General features: G+C 62.4%; 19 protein-coding genes. 8 read left to right on the top strand and 11 right to left on the bottom strand.

Features of this window, described 5'->3' with window-relative positions; all coding sequences use genetic code 11:
- Window positions 1-234 precede the first annotated feature (234 nt).
- Complete coding sequence (locus J5J83_RS04010) at window positions 235-828, top strand: TetR/AcrR family transcriptional regulator (RefSeq protein ID WP_212345726.1); 594 nt, start codon at window positions 235-237, stop codon at window positions 826-828.
- Between the two features lie 13 nt (window positions 829-841).
- Here J5J83_RS04010 and J5J83_RS04005 read toward each other — a convergent pair whose 3' ends face one another.
- The 8 genes from J5J83_RS04005 to ppx form a co-directional block, all read right to left on the bottom strand.
- Window positions 842-1624 carry a TatD family hydrolase gene (locus J5J83_RS04005; protein WP_212345722.1) on the bottom strand — a complete coding sequence of 261 codons (783 nt, stop codon included), beginning with the start codon at window positions 1622-1624 and terminating at the stop codon, window positions 842-844.
- A gap of 22 nt (window positions 1625-1646) precedes the next feature.
- The gene (locus J5J83_RS04000; RefSeq protein WP_212345719.1) at window positions 1647-2447 is read right to left on the bottom strand and encodes an enoyl-CoA hydratase; all 801 of its coding nucleotides are present in this window, start codon (window positions 2445-2447) and stop codon (window positions 1647-1649) included.
- Window positions 2448-2543: 96 nt separating this feature from the next.
- Window positions 2544-4196 (bottom strand): acyl-CoA synthetase, encoded by a 1653-nt coding sequence (locus J5J83_RS03995; RefSeq protein WP_212352784.1) that lies wholly within the window; start codon window positions 4194-4196, stop codon window positions 2544-2546.
- 57 nt (window positions 4197-4253) lie between these two features.
- The gene (locus J5J83_RS03990; RefSeq protein ID WP_212345716.1) at window positions 4254-4874 is read right to left on the bottom strand and encodes an ABC-type transport auxiliary lipoprotein family protein; all 621 of its coding nucleotides are present in this window, start codon (window positions 4872-4874) and stop codon (window positions 4254-4256) included.
- A 63-nt stretch (window positions 4875-4937) separates the two neighbouring features.
- Window positions 4938-5876, bottom strand: coding sequence for an MlaD family protein (locus J5J83_RS03985; protein ID WP_212345713.1), 939 nt, complete (start codon window positions 5874-5876; stop codon window positions 4938-4940).
- 3 nt (window positions 5877-5879) lie between these two features.
- Window positions 5880-6671, bottom strand: a complete 792-nt coding sequence (locus J5J83_RS03980; RefSeq protein ID WP_212345710.1) for an ATP-binding cassette domain-containing protein — start codon at window positions 6669-6671, stop codon at window positions 5880-5882.
- A complete protein-coding gene (locus tag J5J83_RS03975; RefSeq protein ID WP_212345707.1) occupies window positions 6668-7786 on the bottom strand; it encodes an ABC transporter permease in 1119 nt (372 codons plus the stop codon). Before J5J83_RS03975 ends, J5J83_RS03980 begins: the two co-directional genes overlap by 4 nt.
- A gap of 5 nt (window positions 7787-7791) precedes the next feature.
- On the bottom strand, window positions 7792-9294 hold the full coding sequence (ppx, locus tag J5J83_RS03970) for an exopolyphosphatase (protein ID WP_212345704.1): 1503 nt from the start codon (window positions 9292-9294) through the stop codon (window positions 7792-7794).
- A 166-nt stretch (window positions 9295-9460) separates the two neighbouring features.
- Here ppx and ppk1 point away from each other — a divergent pair, with 166 nt between their 5' ends.
- Window positions 9461-11539: a polyphosphate kinase 1 gene (gene ppk1, locus J5J83_RS03965; RefSeq protein ID WP_212345701.1), complete on the top strand. Its 2079-nt coding sequence runs from the start codon at window positions 9461-9463 to the stop codon at window positions 11537-11539.
- A 37-nt stretch (window positions 11540-11576) separates the two neighbouring features.
- Here the strand turns inward: ppk1 and J5J83_RS03960 are convergent, their stop codons facing one another.
- A complete protein-coding gene (locus tag J5J83_RS03960; RefSeq protein ID WP_212345698.1) occupies window positions 11577-13778 on the bottom strand; it encodes a bifunctional (p)ppGpp synthetase/guanosine-3',5'-bis(diphosphate) 3'-pyrophosphohydrolase in 2202 nt (733 codons plus the stop codon).
- Between the two features lie 102 nt (window positions 13779-13880).
- Between J5J83_RS03960 and J5J83_RS03955 the strand changes: the two genes are divergently transcribed.
- The 6 genes from J5J83_RS03955 (at window position 13881) to J5J83_RS03930 (ending at window position 20673) form a co-directional block, all read left to right on the top strand.
- Complete coding sequence (locus J5J83_RS03955; protein WP_212345696.1) at window positions 13881-16997, top strand: transglycosylase domain-containing protein; 3117 nt, start codon at window positions 13881-13883, stop codon at window positions 16995-16997.
- 80 nt (window positions 16998-17077) lie between these two features.
- Window positions 17078-17971: a DMT family transporter gene (locus tag J5J83_RS03950; RefSeq protein ID WP_212345694.1), complete on the top strand. Its 894-nt coding sequence runs from the start codon at window positions 17078-17080 to the stop codon at window positions 17969-17971.
- Between the two features lie 3 nt (window positions 17972-17974).
- Window positions 17975-18763, top strand: coding sequence for a M90 family metallopeptidase (locus tag J5J83_RS03945; RefSeq protein WP_212345692.1), 789 nt, complete (start codon window positions 17975-17977; stop codon window positions 18761-18763).
- Complete coding sequence (locus tag J5J83_RS03940) at window positions 18760-19224, top strand: NAD(P)H-dependent oxidoreductase (RefSeq protein WP_212345690.1); 465 nt, start codon at window positions 18760-18762, stop codon at window positions 19222-19224. The genes J5J83_RS03945 and J5J83_RS03940 overlap by 4 nt, the downstream gene beginning before the upstream one ends.
- 179 nt (window positions 19225-19403) lie before the next feature.
- Window positions 19404-19835: a host attachment protein gene (locus J5J83_RS03935; protein ID WP_212345688.1), complete on the top strand. Its 432-nt coding sequence runs from the start codon at window positions 19404-19406 to the stop codon at window positions 19833-19835.
- Window positions 19836-20016: 181 nt separating this feature from the next.
- Entirely contained in the window at window positions 20017-20673 is a 657-nt protein-coding gene (locus J5J83_RS03930; RefSeq protein WP_212345685.1) for an HAD hydrolase-like protein, read from the top strand.
- A gap of 28 nt (window positions 20674-20701) precedes the next feature.
- On the opposite strand, the gene ispF is transcribed toward J5J83_RS03930, so the two are convergent.
- Window positions 20702-21193 (bottom strand): 2-C-methyl-D-erythritol 2,4-cyclodiphosphate synthase, encoded by a 492-nt coding sequence (ispF, locus tag J5J83_RS03925; protein WP_212345683.1) that lies wholly within the window; start codon window positions 21191-21193, stop codon window positions 20702-20704.
- Window positions 21190-21900: a 2-C-methyl-D-erythritol 4-phosphate cytidylyltransferase gene (gene ispD / locus J5J83_RS03920; protein WP_212345679.1), complete on the bottom strand. Its 711-nt coding sequence runs from the start codon at window positions 21898-21900 to the stop codon at window positions 21190-21192. The genes ispF and ispD overlap by 4 nt, the downstream gene beginning before the upstream one ends.
- Window positions 21901-21909: the final 9 nt, after the last annotated feature.

The raw sequence follows: 21909 nt of genomic DNA, 5'->3' as shown, positions 1-21909 counted from the left end.
ACCTTCACGTTGTAGTCAACCACGCGTTTGACCGGGACCAGAATCTTCAATGTCGCGCTCCTTTGGGAATTCGTTGTGTCTCTGATTGCCCGTCGGGCAGTCAATATGATTCATTATGACACTGGGCGCCATGTATCACACCCAAGAGTTCGGTGGATGATGGCGCCTTCCATACGCAACAGTATGGAAGGCGTACGGTAGCGTATGGCTAAAGAATCGTCAATACTATACCGTATGGACAAAAGCTCGCCTAAACCAAGAATCCAGCTCGATCGCGACGCCTGGGTAAACGCCGCCACGGAAGTACTTGCCGAGGAAGGCATCGCCGGTCTGCGCGTCGAAGTACTGGCAAAACGCCTGAAGGTCACCAAGGGCAGCTTCTACTGGCATTTCCAGGATCGCCACGACCTGTTGCTCGCCATCCTGCAGTTGTGGAAGGATGGTCGCATCCGCGACATCATCAAACAGACGACCGCCGAGAAGGGCAAGGAGCTCGAACAGATCTACCATGTCATCGACGTCTATAGCGCCAGTCGCAGTCGGCGCGGCATGATGATCGAACTGGCCGTAAGGGACTGGGCTCGGCGCGATCCCGAGACGGCGGCGATCGTTGCCGAGGTTGATGACGTGAGGTTGCGATGCGCACGGGCCCTTTTCCTCGCCTGCGGTGTCCCGATGGAAGAGGCCTCGAGCCGCTGCATGCTCCTCTATGCCTATGTGTTCGGCGTGTCCCTGATGATCTATGAAAAATTCGACACCGATGTCGATAGACTGAAGCGCGACATCGCCGATCTCATCGCCCGATCGGCGAACCGCACCAACGCCTAGCAATCGGGCCGTATCAACGGGACGGCAAGCGTTCGGCCAGTCCGGGCAGTGCCTGCCGTGCGTTGGCACTTGTCGCACGAACAATCAGCTCGACGGGCTGAGCGCGCAAGTCAGCCAAAATCCGGGCGTATTCCGCGATGTTCTGCGGCAGGTTACGTTCGCCCTGCCCCCACGCGGGCGCCATGTCGGGCGCATCGGTCTCGAGCACGATCGTCTCCAGCGGCAATTCCCGAGCCAGGCGACGGATGCGCTGTGAGCCCTCGAAACTCATCGCACCTCCAAAACCAAGCTTGAATCCCAGCGCGATGAAGGCATCGGCCTGCTGCCGACTGCCATTGAAGGCATGCGCAATCCCGCCGCGGACCGGATGCCGCCGCAACTCCTTCAGCACCGCATCCTGCGCCTTCCGCACATGGAGGATGACAGGAAGGTCGTGACGCTGTGCGAGCCGCAATTGTTCGATGAAAAAGAACGACTGCCGCTCACGATCCACATCCTCGACATAGTGGTCGAGGCCAATCTCGCCTACCGCCAATGGCCTCACGGACTCAAGGGCGGATTCGAGCTGACCGAGATCACTCGGGTCGGCGCCCCCGGCGTACAGGGGGTGAATGCCGAGAGCGGGGTAAACATCCGCATGCCGGCTGCCCAGCAGAGCGACGCGGGCAAAACTTGCGCGATCCACCGCCGGTACGACAAATGCACCCACACCCGCATTGCGGGCCTGATCCAGCAGCAGATCGCGATCGCGGTCGAATTCGGCCGCGTCGAGATGAATATGAGTGTCGATGAGCACGGGGCCGCGACGTGAAGGCGAATTAGTGCCCCTTCCACTCCGGTTTACGCTTGGCGACGAAGGCATCAATGCCTTCGACGGCATCTTCGGTCATCATGTTGCACGCCATGGTTTCCGACGCCATCTGATAGGCCGCATCCATGCCCATTTCCAGCTGTCGGTAGAACATCTGCTTACCCATGCGGATGGCAACCGGAGACTTGGCCACGATCGCCGCAGCCAGCTTTGCTACTTCATCGTCCAGTTGAGCCGGTGCGACGACGCGATTCACCAGCCCGCGACGCTGTGCCTCGTGAGCATCGATGAAATCGCCCGTTACCAGCATCTCGAAGGCTTCCTTGCGTCCCATGTTGCGCGACAGTCCTACGCTCGGGGTCGCACAGAACAGCCCGACGTTGATGCCCGACACGGCGAACTTCGCGATATCGGCAGCCACCGCGAGATCGCACATCGACACCAGCTGGCAACCCGCCGCCGTGGCAATGCCGTGCACGCGCGCGATCACCGGTTGCGGCAGCTCCGTCAGCTTCACCATGAATTTTCCGCACAAGCGGAACAGCGCCTGCTGAAAAGCCAGTGTGTGGTTGCCACGCATTTCCTTGAGATCATGCCCGGCGCAGAAGGCTTTGCCTTCGCCCGCAATGACCACTACGCGTACCGACGAATCGATCGCAATGGCATCGACCTCTGCGATCAAGGCTTCAAGCATCGGACGTGACAGCGAATTGAACTGAAGCGGCCGGTTCAGGGTAAGGGTGGCAACCCCATCTGCGTCCGAACGCAGCAGAATCGGTGCGTCAGCGGATTGTGGAATGGCGCTCATGTCTCCTCCTGTTTATTTACGTTAACGTCAACGGCAGACCATGTTAGCGTCTTGCGACATGGTCTGCCAGTGCGCTGAACGCGGCCGTCGTCGCCGTCAGTCGAACGAGGCCGTGGATCGGGCCTGGTCCCGGAGAACGAATTTCTGAATCTTGCCGGTCGATGTCTTGGGCAATTCGCCGAACACGACCCGCTTCGGCACCTTGAAGCCGGCCAGGTGCTCGCGACAGTGCGCCCTGAGTTCGTCCTCGGTCGCCGTTACGCCGTTCCTGAGTTCGACGAACGCGCACGGGACCTCGCCCCATTTCTCGTCCGGCAGCGCAACCACGGCCGCGGCCATGACGGCAGGATGCTTGTACAGCGCATCTTCCACTTCGATGGAAGAAATGTTCTCGCCGCCGGAGATGATCACGTCCTTGGAACGGTCCTTGATCTTGACGTAGCCGTCAGGCTGCATGACCGCGAGATCGCCGGTGTGATACCACCCACCGCGGAAGGATTCCTCGGTGGCCTTCTCGTTCTTCAGGTAGCCCTTCATCACGAGATTGCCGCGGAACATGATCTCGCCCATGGTCTGATTGTCCCAGGGCACCGGCTCCATGGTGACGGGGTCGAGCACCGTGATGCCTTCCTGGGCGTGGTAGCGCACCCCTTGGCGGCCGTTCATGGCCACCTGTTCAGCCAGCGGCAGATGCGCCCATTCATCGTGCTTCGCGCACACCGCGGCCGGCCCGTAGGTTTCGGTGAGACCATAGACATGGGTGACCTCGAAGCCAATCCTGGCCATGCCTTCGATGACGGCGGCCGGGGGCGGTGCTGCTGCGACCAGACCGGAGACCTTGTGATTGATTCCCTTGCGCCACTCTTCGGGCGCATTGGCGAGCATCGAATGAACAATCGGCGCGCCACAGTAGTGCGTGACCGTATAGTCGCGAATCGCATCGAAAATGAGGCGAGGATCCACCCGGCGCAGACAGACGTTGACGCCCGAGTTGGCCGCCATCGTCCATGCAAAACACCAGCCGTTGCAGTGGAACATCGGCAACGTCCACAGATAGACCGAGTGCGGCGGCATCCCCCACGACACGATATTGGACATCGCGTTGAGATAGGCGCCACGATGGTGATAGACAACGCCTTTGGGATTTCCGGTCGTGCCCGATGTGTAGTTCAGCGAAATCGCGTCCCACTCATCGGCAGGCTGCTCATAAACGAAATCGGGGCTGCCGCCTTCGAGCAGGGCTTCGTATTCGATCGTGCCGACACGCTCGCCGGGGCCGGTGTACTCGGGATCATCGACATCGATGACGATCATGTCCGGCCGGTTTGCGAGTTCGATCGCCGTCTTCACCATGCGCGAATATTCGCGGTCGGTAATGAGGACCCTTGCCTCGGCATGGTTCAGGATGAAGGCCACGCCTTCAGCGTCGAGACGGGTATTGACGGTGTTGAGGACCGCACCGCACGCCGGTACCCCGAAGTGCGCTTCGAACATCTCCGGCGTATTGTTCAATACCACCGACACCGTATCTTTGGCGCCCACGCCAAGCTGCTTGAGTGCCGAGGCCAGCCGTCGGCTGCGGTCGTAGCACTCTTTCCAGGTGTAGCGGCGCTGTCCGTGAATGACCGCTACCCGATCCGGGTAGATGTACGCGCTGCGCTCGATGAAGGTCAGCGGCGTGAGCGCGACATAGTTGGCCGCGTTCTTGTTCAGGCCTTGATCATAGGGTGAGGTCTTGCTTTCGGTCATCATGGCTCCCACTGCATGCGTGTTGTGAAGTGATGCTGAAACAAAAAAGAGCGGGCTTCAGTTCCGGCAGGCCGAGTCGGCATTCAACGCCTGCGCCCTGATACGGTCAAGTTCGATCAGCCAGTCAGCGAGCTGCCGTGCCAGTTGCGCGGACAGGTTCCTGTAGACGGCCACGCCCTGTTCGGCATTGGCGGGCTGGCTGTCCGCCGACAGCTGAAACGATCTTCTCGCCAGAGGCCTCTCGCCCCTTGCCGCAAGCCATGTCGCGCGCGCAACCAGTTCGACCCGAGACTTGTCCGCGGTTTCGAACACCTGTGCGAATTCATCGAGCTCGATCTTGAGCCGGCATTCGTTGGGGCGCGCGTTCGTGCCGAGAAGCGCGCGCTCGAGCGAACGTCCGACCAGTTCGGAAGGCGTCGCCACCCAGCGGCTCTCGACGAACACGCGTCGTCGCGCAGGTTGGTCCCACAGCAACCGGTATTGCATCGCGCTGCTGGCAAGCCAGGACGGCGAAACGACCTGAATCTGTGAGGGTGCCACGCCGTCAGCCACCGCGAGTGGTTCGGTCAGCCCAAGATCAAAGAGGGCGACCGGCCGTGGCGCGGTAACCAGTGCATTGCAGCCGCCAAGCAACAGCGTGGCAAGCGCAATCAACAGCATTTTCAGTCGGAAGTGCATGGTTTCCCTTGTCGCGGTTCGAACCTGCTGCCAGTGACGACGGGCAGGTTCAATATTGCGGGTTCAGCGTGCCTTGAAGCCCTCTTCACCCGGTCCGGGCAGACGGGCGGCAGGCCCGGTGAGCAGGATCTGAGGGGTCGTCTCCACTTCCTCGATGAGGCGGCCGAGACGCCGAGACGTCAATGTCAGATCCTGCAGCAGCTCGTTGAGGTGCGGCAGCGTGCCGTCGATGAGCGTATCGCCTGCTGCGCCCGCCGTGCGGTCGATGCGCGCCGACATCTCTGCAGCCTGCGCCAGCAGGTTTCGCATCTCGACGATGGTCGGTTCGGCAACCGCACTCGTGCGCTCCAGGTTCTTCAGGGTCGTGGACAGCGTGGCGAGGTTCTCGTCGCTGAACACCATGCGTATCGCGGCAAGCGTCTTGGGGGCGTCCCTGAAGGTCGCGTCAATCCCGGACACGGCTGCCTCGAGGCGCGCAATGCTCGTACTCAGGCGCAGTGCGTTCTCATCGTTGAAAAGCGTGGCCACGCGATCGGCGACCTGCTTGAATCGCATCGCCGCGGCCAGCGCGTTGTCGGCGATCTGGTCCATCAGTGCGGCTTCGAGCGCAATCCGCGGCAGCTCGTCGCCATTGGACGCAAACGGTTCGCCGCCATCACCTGATTCGTCGAGCTGGACATAGGCAAGCCCGGTCACGCCCTGTGTGCCCAGACTCGCGCGCGTCCGGGTGGTCACCGGGAGGTCTGCGCGAATGCGGATCCGGACCAGGATCTGGCGCGGATTGGTCGGGTCGATACCAATGTCGGTCACGCTGCCGGCGGAGATGCCGCGATATCTCACCCGTGCCTGAACGTTGAGTCCATTGACCGACCCGTTCGACACCAGCAGGTAGTCACGGGTCTGCTCGCGCTCATCGGAGAACCACCACAGACAGACGACCAGGATGCTGCCGAGAAAAAGGGCGAACAAGCCGGTGGCGATGGCGTGGGCACGGTTTTCCATTGTTCAGCCTCCTCCATTGATGTGCGCAAGCGCACGCCGCCCCTGCTCGCCGCGGAAAAATCGTTCGACAAAGGGGTGGTCAATGTTCATCGTATCTTCCAGCGAGGCATAACTCAGAATTTTTCGATCCGCCAGTACCGCGACCTTGCTCGACATCGCGGCCAGCGTATCGAGGTCGTGCGTGACCAGGACGACCGTCAAGCCGAGTTCATCGCGCAGCGACAGGATCAGCTTGACAAAGCTTGCGCTGCGATCCGGATCGAGTCCCGCCGTTGGTTCGTCAAGCAGCAGCAGCTCCGGTTCAAGCGCCAGCGCGCGGGCAAGCGCGGCACGCTTGATCATGCCGCCGGACAATTCCGCTGGCATCAGCAACGCATGCTCGGGTTCCATCTCGACCATGCCCAGTTTCAGCGTCACAAGCTGGCGGATCTCATCGTCGGACGCGATCCGTTCTTCGCGAATCGGAAAGGCGATGTTCTCCCCCACATTGAGCGCCGAAAACAGCGCGCCTTGCTGGAACAGCACGCCAAACCTACGGCGTCTGGCAATCTGCTCATAAGTACTTCCCGCATCAAGCGGCTCGCCGAAAAGCGACACCTGCCCGGCTGCCGGCCGCGTGAGCCCGATGATATGACGAAGAAGTGTAGTCTTGCCACTCCCCGAACCACCGACCAGGGCCACGATCTCGCCGCGCTGGATGTCGAGATCCAGTCCGTCATGCACCACGTTCTTACCGAAGCGGGTGACGATGCTCGACAGGGAAACAACCGATGCCGACTCGCCTGCGCCCGTCATGAGGGGACCCCGATCGAGCGCGTGGCGATCGCAAAGACCGCATCGACCAGGATGACAATGGTGATGGCAGACACGACCGAGGCCGTCGTATTGGACGACAGGCTCTCGGTGTTTGGCCGCACCCTGAGGCCGAAATGGCAGGCGATCAGCGAAATGAGGAAACCGAAGGCCGCGCCTTTGGCCAGGCCGATATAGACGTTCGCGATCGGCACCACCTTGGGCAGGGTTTCGATGAAGAAGCCGAAACTCATGCCGAGATCGATCCACGCGGAAACCATGCCGCCGAACAGGGCGATACCCGACGTCCACAGCACCAGCAAAGGCATTGCCAGACTCAATGCCAAGACCTTGGGCAGTACCAGGCGCTGCGTGCGCGACACCCCCATCGCCGACAGGGCATCGATCTCTTCCGTGACCCGCATGACGCCGAGTTGCGCCGTCATCGCCGAGCCCGAACGGCCGGCCACCAGCACCGAAACGAGCACTGGCCCGAGTTCGCGAATGATGCCCAGTCCCAGGATATTGACGATGAACACGTCTGCGCCGAACGCCTTCAACTGCAGCGCGGAAAGATAGGACAGCACCACTCCGATCAGGAAGCCCACCAGCGCGGTCACCGGCATTGCCTTTACGCCGACCTTGAACAGATTGGCCGAGATCTCGAGCAGCGGCCATTGCCGGGGATGACGCAGGAGATAGACGACATCGAGACACAACTGCCCGAGCAAGGCAAGAAAGTCTAGAACGTGATCACGGAACGCAAAAACGCCGAACCCAAGCAGCGCCAGCGCGTCCAGTGCGGTAAAGCGAGGCGGCCGGGGGAGCTGCCTGCGCCCTGTCGCTGCGACGCGCTCGATCACCGCGCGGTGCGCGGGCGTAATACTCGCCACTTCGGGCCAGCGCGCTGCCCAGCTGCGCCACAGCAAGCAGGCGCCGAAACTGTCAACGCGGGTCAGTGCGTCGAGGTTCCATTCCGCGTCCGCCGGCACCCTGGACAACGCGCTCCGGATCGAGGCGATGCGCGGCGACAGCGACCGCAATGTCCATTCTCCGGTGACGCGCCACACCCCCGATTCGGCGTCGACTGAAACCGCGGGCGGCACCGTGGAAACCATCGATGTCAGCCCGCCACTGCCTTGGGTGTCAAGGTGCGCACGTAAAGACCGCGACCGACCGACAGCCACTGGCGCTGCTCCTCGTCGAGCGCGGCGGCGGTCAAGGGCAGTTTCTGCAGCCATCCCGCCGGCGTATTGACCGCGAAGCCCCGCCCTTCGCGCGCAATCGTGATGGCCGGTACGCCGCGCGAATCGCGCGCACGATGAATGACCACCGCCAGTCGGAGACAGGCGATCAGGAGCCAGTCGGAACTGGCCGGATCGATGGCGGCCACGCGCTCGAGCTTGCCCCGATGCGCCAGCACGAGGCGCGACAGGCGCCCCTGATCCATGCGCGAAAATCCGGGCATATCCGCGTTGGCGAGAATGTAGGCACTGTGTTTGTGATAACTGGAATGCGCGACCGAGATGCCGATTTCGTGCAGCATTGCCGCCCAGCGCAGGAAACGGCGATCGGTGTCATCCGCCTTGGCCGCGCCAGGGTCGAGCTGGTCGAGCAGATGCGTTGCCGTGTCCGCCACCTGTTCGGCCTGACGTTGATCGACTCGGTAGCGTGACACGAATGCGGATACGGTGGCATCGCGCAAGTCGTGATGGTGATACCGTCCGAGGAGGTCATAGAGCACACCCTGACGCAGAGCCCCTTCGGAGAACACCATGCGTTCGAGGCCGAACTCCTTGAATATGGCGCTCATGATCGAGAAGCCGCCCAGGATCACGGGTATGCGGTCGCCCTTGAGGCCGGGAATGTCGAGTGCCTCGATATGCCCGGCGCGCAGGAAGATCGTCTTCAGTTTCTCCAGTCCATCGCGGGTGATGCCGCCTGCCGATAGACCGTTCTGCTCCAGGATCTCGATCAGGGCCTTCGCCGACCCGCTGGAGCCGACGGCCTCTTCCCAGCCGGTTTCGCGATACACATGGGCGATCGCCTGCAGTTCGCGGCGAGCGGCGAGTTCGGCCTCCTTGAGGCCGCGCTTGTCGATCCGCCCGTCCGGGAAATAATTGAGGCTGTAGCTGACGCAACCCATGTACAAGGATTCGAGCAGCAGGGGATCGAAACTCTTGCCGATGATGAATTCGGTCGAGCCGCCGCCGATATCGACGATCAGTTGCTGCTTGTGCGGGTCTGGCAAGGTATGTGCCACGCCGACGTAGATCAGGCGCGCCTCCTCGCGTCCGGCGATGACTTCGATCGGAAACCCGAGCGCCGCCTCGGCGCGAATGAGAAATTCGGCTGCGTTCTTGGCCACCCGCAGGGTATTGGTCGCCACCACCCGTACCGAGTCGCGCGAGAACCCCCCCAGGCGCTCGTTGAATCGTTGCAACGCAGCTACGCCGCGTTGTTGCGAGGCCATATCCAGCCACTTGTCCGGTGACAGGCCCGCCGCAAGCCGCACCGGGTCCTTCAGGCCGTCGAGCTGGTAGATCTGGTCATTGACGATACGTCCGACCTGAAGGCGAAAACTGTTGGAGCCCAGATCGATTGCGGCGATTAAGTCTTGCATCATTGAGGACAGGGTCTTAAACCCCGGAAACGCCGTGGAGCCAGCATTCTAGCATCCGCGCGCAACGATCCATCACGACTAGAAAATGCATGAACATTTACGTCTTCTGTCATTGAAATGCAATGGAAATGTCACATAATTGGGTGAGGCAACTCCCCACCGAGAGCAAATGTACAGACCCGCCCACCAGACGAATTTCCCCCAGGAACACTTCATCAACCGCGAGCTTTCGCTGCTCCAGTTCCAGCGCCGCGTGCTGGCGCAGGCGGGCGACGAGACCGTGCCGCTGCTCGAACGCTTGCGCTTCCTGTGCATCGTCTCGAGCAATCTGGACGAGTTTTTCGAGATTCGCGTGTCGGGGGTCAAGGAGCAGATCCGTCTCGGCAGTCACGCATCCGGAAACGACGGCATCGGCCCGACCGATTTGCTCGCCCGGGTCAGCATGGAGGTGCATCAGATCATCGGTGCGCAGTACTCGATGCTCAACAACGAGATCCTGCCTGCGCTCGCAGGCGAGGGCATCGTGTTTTTGCGCCGCAGCCTGTGGAACGATGCCCAGCGGGCGTGGATCCGGGACTACTTCCACCGCGAGGTGATGCCGGTGCTGACGCCGATCGGACTCGATCCCGCGCACCCTTTTCCACGCGTGCTCAACAAGAGCCTCAACTTCGCCGTCGAGCTCGAGGGGCGCGATGCGTTCGGCCGCGATTCGGGCGCGGCCATCGTGCAGGCCCCGCGCGCCCTGCCCCGCGTCATTCGGCTTCCGAACGACATCAGTGACCAGCCGTATACCTTCGTCTTCCTGTCGTCGGTGCTGCATGCTCATGTGGGGCAACTGTTCAGCGGCATGAACGTGCTGGGGTGCTATCAGTTCCGGGTCACGCGAAATTCGGATCTCTTCGTCGATGAAGAAGAAGTGAAGGACTTGCGCGCATCGCTCAAGGGCGAACTGCAGCAGCGCCATTTCGGCGATGCGGTCCGACTCGAGGTGGCGGACAATTGTTCGGAGCAGATGGCCGACTTCCTCCTGCAGCACTTCCGCCTCGGGCGTGCTGACCTCTATCGCACGCCGGGCATCGTCAATCTGGTGCGCCTGATGCAAGTGCCCGACTGGGTAGACCGCCCGGATCTCAAGTACGGCAACTTTCTCCCCGGGTTGCCCAAGCCACTCGACAAACGACGCGACATCTTCGCCGCCATTCGTGCGCAGGACATCCTGCTTCATCACCCGTTCCAGAGTTTCGAACCGGTGATCGACCTGCTTCGCGCGGCCGCCGACGATCCCCAGGTCGTCGCCATCAAGATGACGATCTACCGCACCGGTACGGATTCGGTGCTGATGGAATTGCTGTCGCGCGCTGCGCAAAAGGGCAAGGAGGTCACCGTCGTCCTCGAGCTGATGGCGCGTTTCGACGAAGAGGCCAATATCTCGTGGGCGAACCGTCTGGAGGAAGTTGGCGCACACGTGGTCTACGGCGTGTTCGGCTACAAGGTTCACGCCAAGCTGCTGATGCTGGTCAGACGGGAGGAGGATGGTCTGCGCCGATACTGCCACCTCGGCACCGGAAACTACCATCCGCGCACTACCCGCTTCTACACCGACTTCGGCTTGCTGACCAGTCACGAGGAGATCGGAGAGGACGTTGCGGATGTGTTCAAGCAGCTCACCGGCCTGGGCAAGGCAACCACCTTGCGTCACCTGTGGCAGGCGCCCTTCTCGCTGCAGCCGAACGTGGTGTCCGCGATCAAACGGGAGGCCAGCATTGCGGCTGAAGGCCGCCGCGGGCGGATCATCGCCAAGATGAACGCGCTGCTCGAACCGGAAACCATCGAGGCGCTTTATGCCGCCTCGCAGGCGGGCGTCGAGATCGACCTCATCATCCGCGGTCCCTGCGCCTTGCGTCCCGGCGTCCCCGGCTTGTCGGACAATATCCGCGTGCGTTCGGTCATCGGGCGTTTCCTCGAGCACCACCGTATCTTCCATTTCCATGCCGACGGCGACGATCAGATGTATCTGTCGAGCGCGGACTGGATGGATCGCAACTTCTTCCGCCGCATCGAGATCGCCTTCCCCATCATCGATCCGCGCATCAAGCGGCGCGTGATGAAGGAAGGTCTGCGCCCCTATCTTGGCGACAACAATCAGGCGTGGGAGATGGTGGCCGATGGCAGCTATCGCAAGAAAATGCCACGCGGTACGCGCCGTTCGGCGCAGATGATCCTGCTCGAGGAACTGTCCGGGCACTGACCGTCAGCGTCTTGCCGGCGTGCCCGACCGGAAGACGCTACTTGCGCTGGGCGTCGATCACCCCATTGACTTCGCGGATCAACGTGATCGCCCGCTGCATCTGGGTCACGCCGCCCACCTCCATCGTGAAACGCATGTACGCGGTGCCCTTCTTGGTGAGGGTGTTGACCGCCGTGACGTTGAGTTTCTCGCGCGACAGAACTTCCGAGATATCGCGCAGCAAGCCCTGTCGATCGCTCGCCTGCACCGCGATATCGACCGGAAAAACGGCCTGGCGGTTGTTGAAGGCCTGATCTCCCCATTCGGCCGCAATCACGCGCTCTGGCTGATGCTTGGCCAGAAGCTGGAAGTCACGGCAGTCGATGCGGTGAATTGATATGCCGCGTCCGCGCGTGACGAACCCCTCGATGGCGTCCGGCGGTGCGGGTTTGCAGCAGCGCGACAGGGACGTGAGCAGCTTTCCGACACCGACAATGAGAATCTTGTCCGAATTGTCGCCGGTGCGGCTACGCCCGACGACCATCTCCGGCTCGGTGCTCGCTTCGGGTACCGCGTCGGCCTCGCGTAACGCCATCTGCACAGCACGCGGCCCCACCTCGCCACGTCCCGCGGCGACGTAAAGTGCATCGGCACTCTTGAAACCGAGGCGGTCGGCAAGCCCCTCGACGTTTGCCTGCGAATGTCCGTCGCGCTGCAGTTCCCGCGATACGAAGCTGCGCCCGCGCACGAGCAGGTCTTCTTCGTCCTGCGCACTGAAATACTGCTTGATCTTGGTGCGCGCACGTGAGGTGACGACATAGCGCTGGCGTGGATCCAGCCAGTCGCGCGATGGCCCGCCCTCCTTGGCGGTCGTGATCTCGACCGTCTGGCCGCTTTCAAGCGCGGTGTTGAGGGTGACGAGGTGTCCGTCGACCTTGGCCCCGCGGCAATGGTGGCCAACGTCCGTGTGCAGACGGTAGGCGAAATCGATCGGCGTGGCGCCGCGCGGAAGGTCGACAACGCGCCCCTGGGGCGTCAGCACGTAGATCGTGTCGTCCAGAGACGCGCGCTTGAACTGTTCCACCCACTGCGCGGAATCGGCCACCTCGTCCCGCCACGACAGCAGGTTGCGCAACAGGGCGATCTTGTCATCGTAGTCGCCCCCGTGGCCGCTGCCTTCCTTGTAGCGCCAGTGGGCTGCTACACCGAGTTCGGCGTGGCGGTGCATGTCGTAGGTGCGCACCTGCACCTCGAGGGCACGACCATCACCTGCCAGCACCGCAGTGTGCAGCGACTGATAATTGTTGCCCTTGGGCTTGATGATGTAGTCGTCGAATTCCTTGCTGATGGGTTGCCAGATCTGGTGCACGATGCCGAGCACCGTATAGCAGTCGCGAACCTCATCGACCAGCACCCGCAGCGCCCGGATGTCATAAACCTGGGAGAAGTCGAGCCTCTTCGCACGCATCTTGTTGTAGATGCTATAGATGTGCTTGGGGCGTCCGGTGATCTCCGCCTTGATCCCGACCGCCTCGATCTCCGCGCGCAAGCGCTGCATTGCGCTCTGGATGAACTCCTCACGCTCCGAGCGCCGTTCATCGAGCATCTTGGCGATGCGCTTGTAGGTATCGGGCTCGAGAAAGCGAAAGGACAGGTCCTCGAGCTCCCACTTCAATTGCCACACCCCGAGGCGATTGGCCAGCGGGGCGTAGATATCGAGACTCTCACGCGCTACATCGAGCCGTGCATCGCAGGGTGTTTCGGTGTAATAGCGCAAGGACTGTGTGCGCGAGGCGATCCGGATCAGCACGACACGAATGTCTTCGACCATCGCCAGCAACATCTTGCGCAGGGTTTCGGTTTGGGCACGAATCTCCGGTGCGGTTGCCATCGAAGTCTTGCGCGTGATCAGGCGCAAGCCATTGAGACGGTGCAGGCCCTCGACCAGCCGCGCGACATCGACCCCGAAACGCCGCGTCACCAGTTCTCTTGCATCGTCGACATATTCGTCGACCGCGAACAACAGCGCCGCAATACGTGTATCGGCGTCGAGCCGCAACGAGGCAGCGATCAGGGCGGTGCCCAGCGCATGCGTCCACACCGATTCCCCGGTACCAAGCACCCGGCCTTCATAGGCATCGGCGGCCAGTTCAAGTGCCGCTTCGATTCTGCTGCGGACGTCCTCGCCCAAGCCTTCGGCGAGCAGTTCGATGGGCGGCGCAGCCGCGTCCTGGGAAATTGCATGCGTGACGGAAACCATGGAGCGGATTATCCCATAATGGCCCGTGTGCAGTGCTAACATCATTGCGGCATACGAGCGATTTTCCGGGTATGCCCGTGCCCCAAGTTCACACGCCGCCCCATGCAAAGTACGTCAAAGCCCCTCAGCAAGCATCGCAGTTTTCGCCTGCGCTGGATGCTCGTAACCGTCCTTGCCGCAGGCCTGCTGGTAGGTGGTCTCGTCCTCGTTGACGAACTGCGCACTTCCGCCCTTCAGGCCCGTTATCTGAGCCGGATTGCAGGCGAGGCCGACGTCGAGATGAAGCCGGGCGCGGGGTCGCTGCTGGCCGCTCCGGGCGGCCCCTACGACAGTCGGCTGGGCTACAGCCAGTTGCCCGCATTCGTCAGCCGCCTCGCAACGCGTGGCTACACGGTGAGTGAGCAAGCCCGTCCGTCTGCCAGCCTGGTAGCGTTGAGCGACCTCGGCGTGTTTCCGATCTATCGCGAGAAGAACCAGGGCGGACTCGCATTGCTCGACTGCCGCGCACAGCCGCTTGTCGTTTCACGCTATCCCGAACGTACCTACGCCAGTTTTGACGATGTGCCGCCACTGCTGGTTTCGGCGCTGCTGTTCATCGAGAACCGGGAGTTGCTCGATCCCACCCGGCCAAAGCGAAACCCTGCCGTGGAGTGGGACCGCTTCGCCCGCGCGGCCTTCGACCAGCTCGCGGGAATGATCGATGAGGATCGCAGTACGCCCGGCGGCAGCACGTTGGCGACGCAGATCGAGAAATATCGCCACTCTCCGGACGGACGAACCAGTTCGCGCGAGCAGAAACTCAAGCAGATGGCCAGTGCGTCATTGCGAACTTACCTCGAAGGCGAGGAAACCCTTCCCGCGCGTCGGCGCATCGTCACCGACTATCTCAACACCGTACCCTTGTCGGCTAAGGCTGGATTCGGGGAGGTCAACGGAATCGGAGATGGCCTCTGGGCTTGGTACGGGCGCGATTTCGACGAGGTGAACCGGCTGATCGGGCGTGCGACAAGACCGATATCGGTCGCGTCGTCTTCACCGGATGGCGAGCAGCCGGCCGTGGCCGCCAAACTGCAGGCGCAGGCATTGGCCTTCAAGCAGGCACTGTCGCTGATGATCGCCCAGCGCCGCCCTTCCTACTATCTCGCGGGCAACGCGCAAGGTCTGACGCGTCTCACGGACAGTCATCTGCGCCTGCTGGCGCAGGCCGGAATCATCGGCCCCGAGCTGCGCGATGCCGCCCTTGCGCTGCCGCTGAAACTGCGCGAAGGACCGGCCTCACCGCCGGCATCGGCCTTCGTCATGCGCAAAGCCGGCAACGCGTTGCGCGCCCATCTTGCCGGCCAACTCGGCATCACCCGGCTGTACGATCTCGACCGTCTCGACCTGACCGCGGACACGACGCTGCATGGGGCCATACAGACGTCCGTCACCGAAATGCTGCGCAGCATCGGCGACCCGGCGCAGGCTGCCGGCCTGGGCTTGGTGGGGCCGCGGATGTTCGCCCCTGGCCAGGATCCGGCGCCGGTGCTGTTCAGCTTTACGCTTTACGAGCACCGAGGCGATGCCAATTTGCTCAGGATTCAGACCGACAGCTATGACCAACCCTTCGACATCAACGAAGGCGCCAAGCTCGATCTCGGGTCCACCGCGAAGCTTAGAACCCTGGTGACCTATCTCGAGATCGTGGCCGAGCTTCACGAGCGCTATGCCGCGTCGAGCGCGGCAGAACTGCGCCAGATCGCGCGTACGCCTTCCAACCCCATTCTGAGCTGGGCGCTGGACTATCTGGCCGGCGCAGGCAACCGCTCGCTCAGGGCCATGCTCGATGCGGCGATGCAGCGCAGTTATTCGGCAAACCCGGGGGAGCAGTTCTTTACCGGGGGCGGCGTGCATACGTTCGAGAACTTCAACCGCGATGACGACAACAAGATCATGCCGGTACAGATGGCATTTCGGCACTCGGTCAATCTGGTCTTCATCCGGCTCATGCGCGACATCGTCCGCTACACGATTTCGAACAATCCGGCGGCGGCGGAGATGTTCGACGACCCGGATGATCCGCGGCGCAAGGCCTACCTGAACCGCTTTGCCGATCGCGAAGGCAGGCTCTTTCTCAATGGTTTCTATCGCAAGTATCGGACGCTGGACGACGATGCGGCACTGACTCGCCTGCTCGACGGCATCCGGGTGTCGCCAAGGCGTCTCGCCGTCATCCTGCGCTCCGCCTATCCGGAGCTGGACCAAACACGCTTCATGGAGCGAATGCGCAAGCACCTCGATGATACGGTCCAGGTCAGCGACAGCGATCTCGCCGACCTGTATGCCCGTTTCAGCGTCGAACGCTACGCTCTGCCCGACCGTGGCTATCTTGCCGGCATCCATCCGCTTGAATTGTGGTTGCTGGGTTACCTGCATGATCACCCCACTGCGACCCTTGCAGAGGTCCACGAGGCAAGCCTGGCGGAGCGTCAGGAAGTCTACGGCTGGCTGTTCCGCACCCGTCATCGCAATGCCCAGGATGTCCGCATCCGCAGTTTGCTCGAGGTCGAGGCCTTCATCGACATCTCGCAGCGCTGGCGGCGGCTGGGCTATCCGTTCGAGAGCCTGACGCCGTCCTATGCGACCTCGATCGGCAGTTCGGCGGACCGGCCCGCAGCGCTGGCCGAACTCGTCGGGATCCTGGTCAATGACGGCCAGCGCCTGCCCACCGTTCGTATCGAACGTCTGCACTTCGCGGCGGACACGCCCTACGAGACCGTCATGATGCGTACACCCGGCGCGGGCGAAAGGGTGCTGCCTGCCGAGGTCGCCCAGGTGGCGCGAGAAGCCATGATCGACGTTGCCACCCAGGGCACTGCGCGTAGGCTGAACGGCGCGTTCACGGCGGCAGACGGCACACCACTAGTGGTCGGCGGCAAGACGGGAACCGGCGATCACCGTTTCGAAGTCTACGGTCACGGTGGCGCGCTGGTCTCGTCGCGCGTGGTCACGCGCTCGGCCACGCTGATCTTCTTTGTCGGTGACCGCTTCTTCGGCACCCTGACCGCATTTGCCGCGGAACCGTACGCCGCCGACTATCAATTCACCAGTTCGCTTGCGGTGCAGTTGCTGTCGCGTGGCATCGCACCGCTGCTCAAACCCTTGCTCGGCGACGCCGACCAAGACGGCCCGGTGACGGGCTGCGCGCCCGCCCGGCCGGCTATGACGGCGGCCAATTGACGGGATGTACGCGATGCCTGACTGCACGGCGGCGCTCGCCCTGTGCGATCATCCCCTCCCATCCCGGACACTGCTCATCAATGAAACGCTTCCACCCCAACCCCTATTTGCTGCTTTCCCTCACCGCGCTGTTCTGGGCCGGCAACATGGTCATGGGCCGGGGCATTCGCGGCGACGTACCGCCCATCGCGCTCGCCTTCTGGCGATGGACGATTGCGCTGTGCCTGGTGCTGCCATTCGCGCTGCCGCACTTGCGCTCCCAGTGGCCCAGACTGCGTGCTGCATGGCGCCCTCTGCTCGCACTCGGGATCCTGGGTGTCGGCTGCTACAACACCTTTGCGTACCTTGCCCTGCAATACACCACCGCAACCAATGCGACGCTGTTGAATTCATTCATTCCCGTCGCAACTATCGCCCTGGCGTTCACGTTTCTCGGCAAGCGCCTGCATCGGCTCGAGGCGGCGGGCGTCCTGGTGTCGCTCACCGGCGTGGTCATCATCGTCTGTCATGGAGACCTGAACACCCTGCTCCGCCTGAGTCTGAACGCCGGTGACCTGTGGATGTTGTGCGCGGTGCTGACCTGGGGACTGTACACGGTGGGCTTGCAGTGGCGGCCGCAGGGCGTACATCCGATGCTGATGCTTGCTGCGCTGACGGTGGTCGGTCTGCTGGTGCTGGCGCCCGTCTACCTGTGGGAGATCGCCAGCGGCCGACACATCGCGTTGTCGGCACCGGCTCTCGGCGGCATCCTGTACACGGGAATCTTTCCCGGCTTTCTGGGCTATGTTTTCTACAACGCAGGTGTGGCGGCGGTGGGCCCTAACCGGGCCTCGCTGTTCATTCACCTGATGCCCGTCTTCGGCATCATCCTGGCTGCCATATTCCTTGGCGAACGTCCCATGACCTACCATTTTCTTGGAATCGCGCTGGTTTTCGGGGGTATCGTACTGACCACTCGGCGACCTGCCACCTGAACGATGTTCGGGTTCCTGGGGAAGCTGCTGGGTCTGCGCAAGGCCCGCAAACCGATCACTGCGTCGCTCTGGAGAAAGGTCGAGTCCGGCTTGCCGTTTCTCGACTTCCTCGATCCACAGGACCGGTCCAGATTGCGCGAACTCGCCCGGGACTTTCTGGCCACCAAGGAGTTCGACGGTGCGCAAGGACAGCCGCTGAGCGACGAAATCCTGCTCGGTATTGCCCTCCAGGCCTGCCTGCCGATCCTGAACATCGGGCTCGATGCTTATCGTGGCTGGATCGGCGTCATCCTGTATCCGGGCGATATCATCATTCCGCGGCACGAGGTCGACGAGGATGGTGTCGTGCATGAGTACACCGACGAGGTGATGGGAGAGGCATGGGAGGGCGGGCCGGTGCTGCTGTCCGGATTCGATGGCGGTGCAGGCCATGGCGCGAATGTTGTCATCCACGAGTTCGCGCACAAACTAGACATGGCCAACGGCGCGGCGGATGGATTTCCCCGACTGCCCGCCCACATGTCACGGCAGGCATGGGCCTCGGCATTTGGTGCCGCATATGATGAATTGTGCGCGGCGGTTGACGCGGGCCTTCCGACTACGATCGACCCCTATGCCACTGAGCACCCCGCGGAGTTCTTCGCGGTGAGTTCGGAGTTGTTCTTTACCCGGCCGCGCATCCTTATCGATGCTTTTCCTGCCGTCTATGATCAACTCAGGTCCTTTTACGGGATGGATCCCGCGCTGGGCGAGGCTCGCCAGGGGCGGACGCGACCCGAGAGCGAACGATGAGTACGCGCAAACGTCTGCTGATCGTATTTCATACCCAGTCCGGCAATACCGGACGCCTCGCCGATGCGGTACTGGCGGGCGCTCGCCGGGTTGCCGAGACCGAGACGGTGATGTTGCGCGCCTTCGATGCGGGGACGGATGATCTGCTTGCGTGTGACGGGCTGCTTCTGGGAACGCCGGAGAATTTTGGCTACATGTCCGGGGCCCTGAAGGATTTTTTCGATCGTACCTACTATCCCTGCGAAGGCAAGACCACCGGTTTGCCCTTTGCGGTCTTCGTTAGTGCCGGCAACGACGGGACCGGCGCGGTGCGAGAGATTGATCGAATCGCAAATGGCTACGGCTGGAGATCGATCAGCGAACCGCTGATTGTGCGCAAGGAGATCCGCACCGCGGACCTGGAACGCGCCGCGGAGCTCGGCGAGGCGATGGCAACAGGATTGGCAATGGGTATTTTCTGACCATGACAGGGTGCTATCTGACTTCACAGCGACATCCTGTGCATGTTTTTTGTAACGCGCTACAGAATTTCATCAAGGCGTAAAGATTGAGCTTGGCAGACCCTCATCCAGCTGTCTAAGCTGAGAGCGTTGCCCATTGCGGGCAACCCCCAGCTTTCTCAAGTAACGGAGGGTGTCAAATGGCTATTACCTGGATTCTGGTTGCCAACGCCAGCCTGGCGAAACTGTATGCGAACCTTGGTCCCAACAAGGGTCTCAAGCTGGTCAAGGAACTGATCCACCCCGAAAGCAGGCAGAAGAACGCCGAACTCGCTTCGGACCGCACTGGCGGCATTGGCGGCAACGGCGGTCCGATGCAGCCCCATTCAGTTCCCAAGCAACACGAAGCCAAAGTATTTGCACAGGAGATCGCACAAACGCTCTATCAGGGGCGGGCCACGAACGCATTCAAGCGTGCCATTCTCGTCGCACCGCCGGCCTTCATGGGCATGCTGAACAACACGCTCGATGCGCCGACCGCCCAGCTCGTCAGTGACCGTTTTGAAAAGGACTACACCAAGGCGCCCGAGACCGAACTGGCTTCACGACTATCTTCGGCCATCTATCTATGATTCTTCAAACGCTCCTCTACCGGGAGCGATGGTGAGGGGCTTCCCCACCGAAGAGCCGCGGGGCGCTTGGCGCCCCGCAATTTCGTCCACCGTCCGCAGGGGAACGTGAGCAAGGCGCGCCCGGGCGGCGATTCACTGCGATAATGCGGACCCCGCTCCCGCGCACCGGTGATCCGTACCCATGTCACGTTATTCGCACGTTATCTTCGATCTGGATGGAACCCTGATCGATTCCGCGCCCGCGATCCTCGCCAGTTTTCGCGATGCCTTCAGCCGTGCGGCGATCACCCCGGTGATGTCGATCGACAGTACAATCATCGGCCCGCCCTTGACCGAGACGCTGGAGCGCCTGAGCGGCACAACCGACCCCGCTCTGATTGGTTGCCTGAGCGATCACTTCAAGGCCAGCTACGACACCACGGGGCTGCTGCAGACCGCCGCCTACGATGGCATCGATGACATGCTGAAGGCCCTGCGTCGTGCGGGACTCTCGCTCTCCATTGCCACCAACAAGCGCATCGTCCCGACCCGGCTGATTCTCCAGCACCTGGGGTGGGCCCCGCTGTTCGACGAAGTCTATGCGCTCGACCTGTTCCAGCCCCGGCTCGCAAGCAAGGCGGAGATGATCGGCCGCCTGATGGCCGACCGGCATATCCCGCCCGCCGCCGCAGTGTATGTCGGAGACCGCGCCGAGGACGGCGAGTCCGCGGATGCGAATGCGCTGCCCTTTATCGCCACGACGTGGGGATACGGTAGCCTGGGGCCGGGTGACATGGCCGCACACTGGCGCGCGGTGGAAACGCCGCCCGAGCTCGTTCGCAGCCTGCTCGCAATCTAGATCAATCGCCGACGCGGGAAAGGCCGGCTCAGGCCTCGCGCCGGGCGAGCAGTACCACCACCTGGGCGGCGATGCCTTCGCCGCGCCCGGTAAAGCCGAGTTTTTCGGTGGTCTTCCCCTTGATGTTGACGGCTGCGCAGTCCATTTCCAGATCGGCCGCAACATTGCTCACCATTTGCTCGGCATAGGGCATGATCCTGGGCGCCCGGCAGATGATTGTTGCATCCACGTTCACGACCCCCCAGCCGGCGGCCTTGACCTTCCCGAACGCGACACGCAGCAGTACGCGGCTGTCCGCACCTGCATGCTGAGGGTCGGAGTCGGGAAACAGGCGGCCAATATCGCCAAGTCCGGCCGCACCGAGGAGCGCATCTGTGAGCGCGTGGAGCAGCACGTCGGCGTCGGAATGTCCGAGCAGCCCCTGCGCAAAGGGAATTGCAACGCCGCCGACAATGAGGGGGCGACCGGCAACCAGCGCATGGACGTCGAAGCCCTGGCCCACGCGAAATGGCACATTCATCGGTTCAAGCCCTCGCGATTGTTGAGAATCCATTCTGCCAGATGCAGATCCAGCGGATAGGTGACCTTCAGATTGGTCGCGTCACCTTCGACCAGGCGGGGCCTCAAACCTGCGGCCTCGATCGCGCTCGCTTCATCGGTCACCGCACTGCAGCCCTCCAGCGCCCGGCGCAGCATGATGTAGCGGAACATCTGCGGCGTCTGCGCCTGCCACAAACTGTCGCGCGGCAGCGTCGCCGCGACATGGCGATGCGCGTCGGCACGCTTGAGCGTGTCGGCAACCGGCACCGCGAGCAGTCCGCCGACTTCGTCGTGTGCGAGCTCACGGATCAGCTTGTCGATATGCCACGGTGCCAGACAGGGACGGGCAGCGTCATGAACGAGAATCCAGTCCGACGCGGCGGTCTCCCCGGCGATCGCGCGCAAGCCCGCGAGCACCGAATCCGCGCGGGTTGCGCCACCGCAGAACAGGGGTACCAGCTTGGGGCCGAGTGCGCGCCAGTCATATTGCCGCCACTGCGCATCACCCACCGAGAGCACGACAAAGACCTTGTCGATCTCCGGTGCCGCACACAGGGTCGTCAGCGCATGGCGAATCAAGGGCTGTCCCAGCAGCGGCAAGTATTGCTTGGGCAGGTCTGAAGCCATGCGCGTGCCGCTACCTGCTGCCGGCACGATGGCGAAGTGCTTGGGGTGAAATGTCTGCATGGCGCGGAT

The organism is Azoarcus sp. L1K30, assembly GCF_018122735.1.
GTDB lineage: Bacteria > Pseudomonadota > Gammaproteobacteria > Burkholderiales > Rhodocyclaceae > Parazoarcus.
Note: the sequence above shows the minus strand (reverse complement) of the source record. Positions and strands in the feature narration are given on the sequence as shown.

Coding starts and splice junctions, on each gene's coding strand:
- J5J83_RS03955 (WP_212345696.1), top strand. CDS start 13,881: ATGCAAAGTACGTCAAAGCCCCTCAGCAAGCATCGCAGTTTTCGCCTG.
- J5J83_RS03960 (WP_212345698.1), bottom strand. CDS start 13,778: ATGGTTTCCGTCACGCATGCAATTTCCCAGGACGCGGCTGCGCCGCCC.
- J5J83_RS03935 (WP_212345688.1), top strand. CDS start 19,404: ATGGCTATTACCTGGATTCTGGTTGCCAACGCCAGCCTGGCGAAACTG.
- ispF (WP_212345683.1), bottom strand. CDS start 21,193: ATGAATGTGCCATTTCGCGTGGGCCAGGGCTTCGACGTCCATGCGCTG.
- J5J83_RS03995 (WP_212352784.1), bottom strand. CDS start 4,196: ATGACCGAAAGCAAGACCTCACCCTATGATCAAGGCCTGAACAAGAAC.
- J5J83_RS03945 (WP_212345692.1), top strand. CDS start 17,975: ATGTTCGGGTTCCTGGGGAAGCTGCTGGGTCTGCGCAAGGCCCGCAAA.
- J5J83_RS03950 (WP_212345694.1), top strand. CDS start 17,078: ATGAAACGCTTCCACCCCAACCCCTATTTGCTGCTTTCCCTCACCGCG.
- ppx (WP_212345704.1), bottom strand. CDS start 9,294: ATGATGCAAGACTTAATCGCCGCAATCGATCTGGGCTCCAACAGTTTT.
- J5J83_RS03980 (WP_212345710.1), bottom strand. CDS start 6,671: ATGACGGGCGCAGGCGAGTCGGCATCGGTTGTTTCCCTGTCGAGCATC.
- J5J83_RS03930 (WP_212345685.1), top strand. CDS start 20,017: ATGTCACGTTATTCGCACGTTATCTTCGATCTGGATGGAACCCTGATC.
- ispD (WP_212345679.1), bottom strand. CDS start 21,900: ATGCAGACATTTCACCCCAAGCACTTCGCCATCGTGCCGGCAGCAGGT.
- J5J83_RS03940 (WP_212345690.1), top strand. CDS start 18,760: ATGAGTACGCGCAAACGTCTGCTGATCGTATTTCATACCCAGTCCGGC.
- J5J83_RS04000 (WP_212345719.1), bottom strand. CDS start 2,447: ATGAGCGCCATTCCACAATCCGCTGACGCACCGATTCTGCTGCGTTCG.
- ppk1 (WP_212345701.1), top strand. CDS start 9,461: ATGTACAGACCCGCCCACCAGACGAATTTCCCCCAGGAACACTTCATC.
- J5J83_RS03985 (WP_212345713.1), bottom strand. CDS start 5,876: ATGGAAAACCGTGCCCACGCCATCGCCACCGGCTTGTTCGCCCTTTTT.
- J5J83_RS03975 (WP_212345707.1), bottom strand. CDS start 7,786: ATGGTTTCCACGGTGCCGCCCGCGGTTTCAGTCGACGCCGAATCGGGG.
- J5J83_RS04010 (WP_212345726.1), top strand. CDS start 235: ATGGACAAAAGCTCGCCTAAACCAAGAATCCAGCTCGATCGCGACGCC.
- J5J83_RS03990 (WP_212345716.1), bottom strand. CDS start 4,874: ATGCACTTCCGACTGAAAATGCTGTTGATTGCGCTTGCCACGCTGTTG.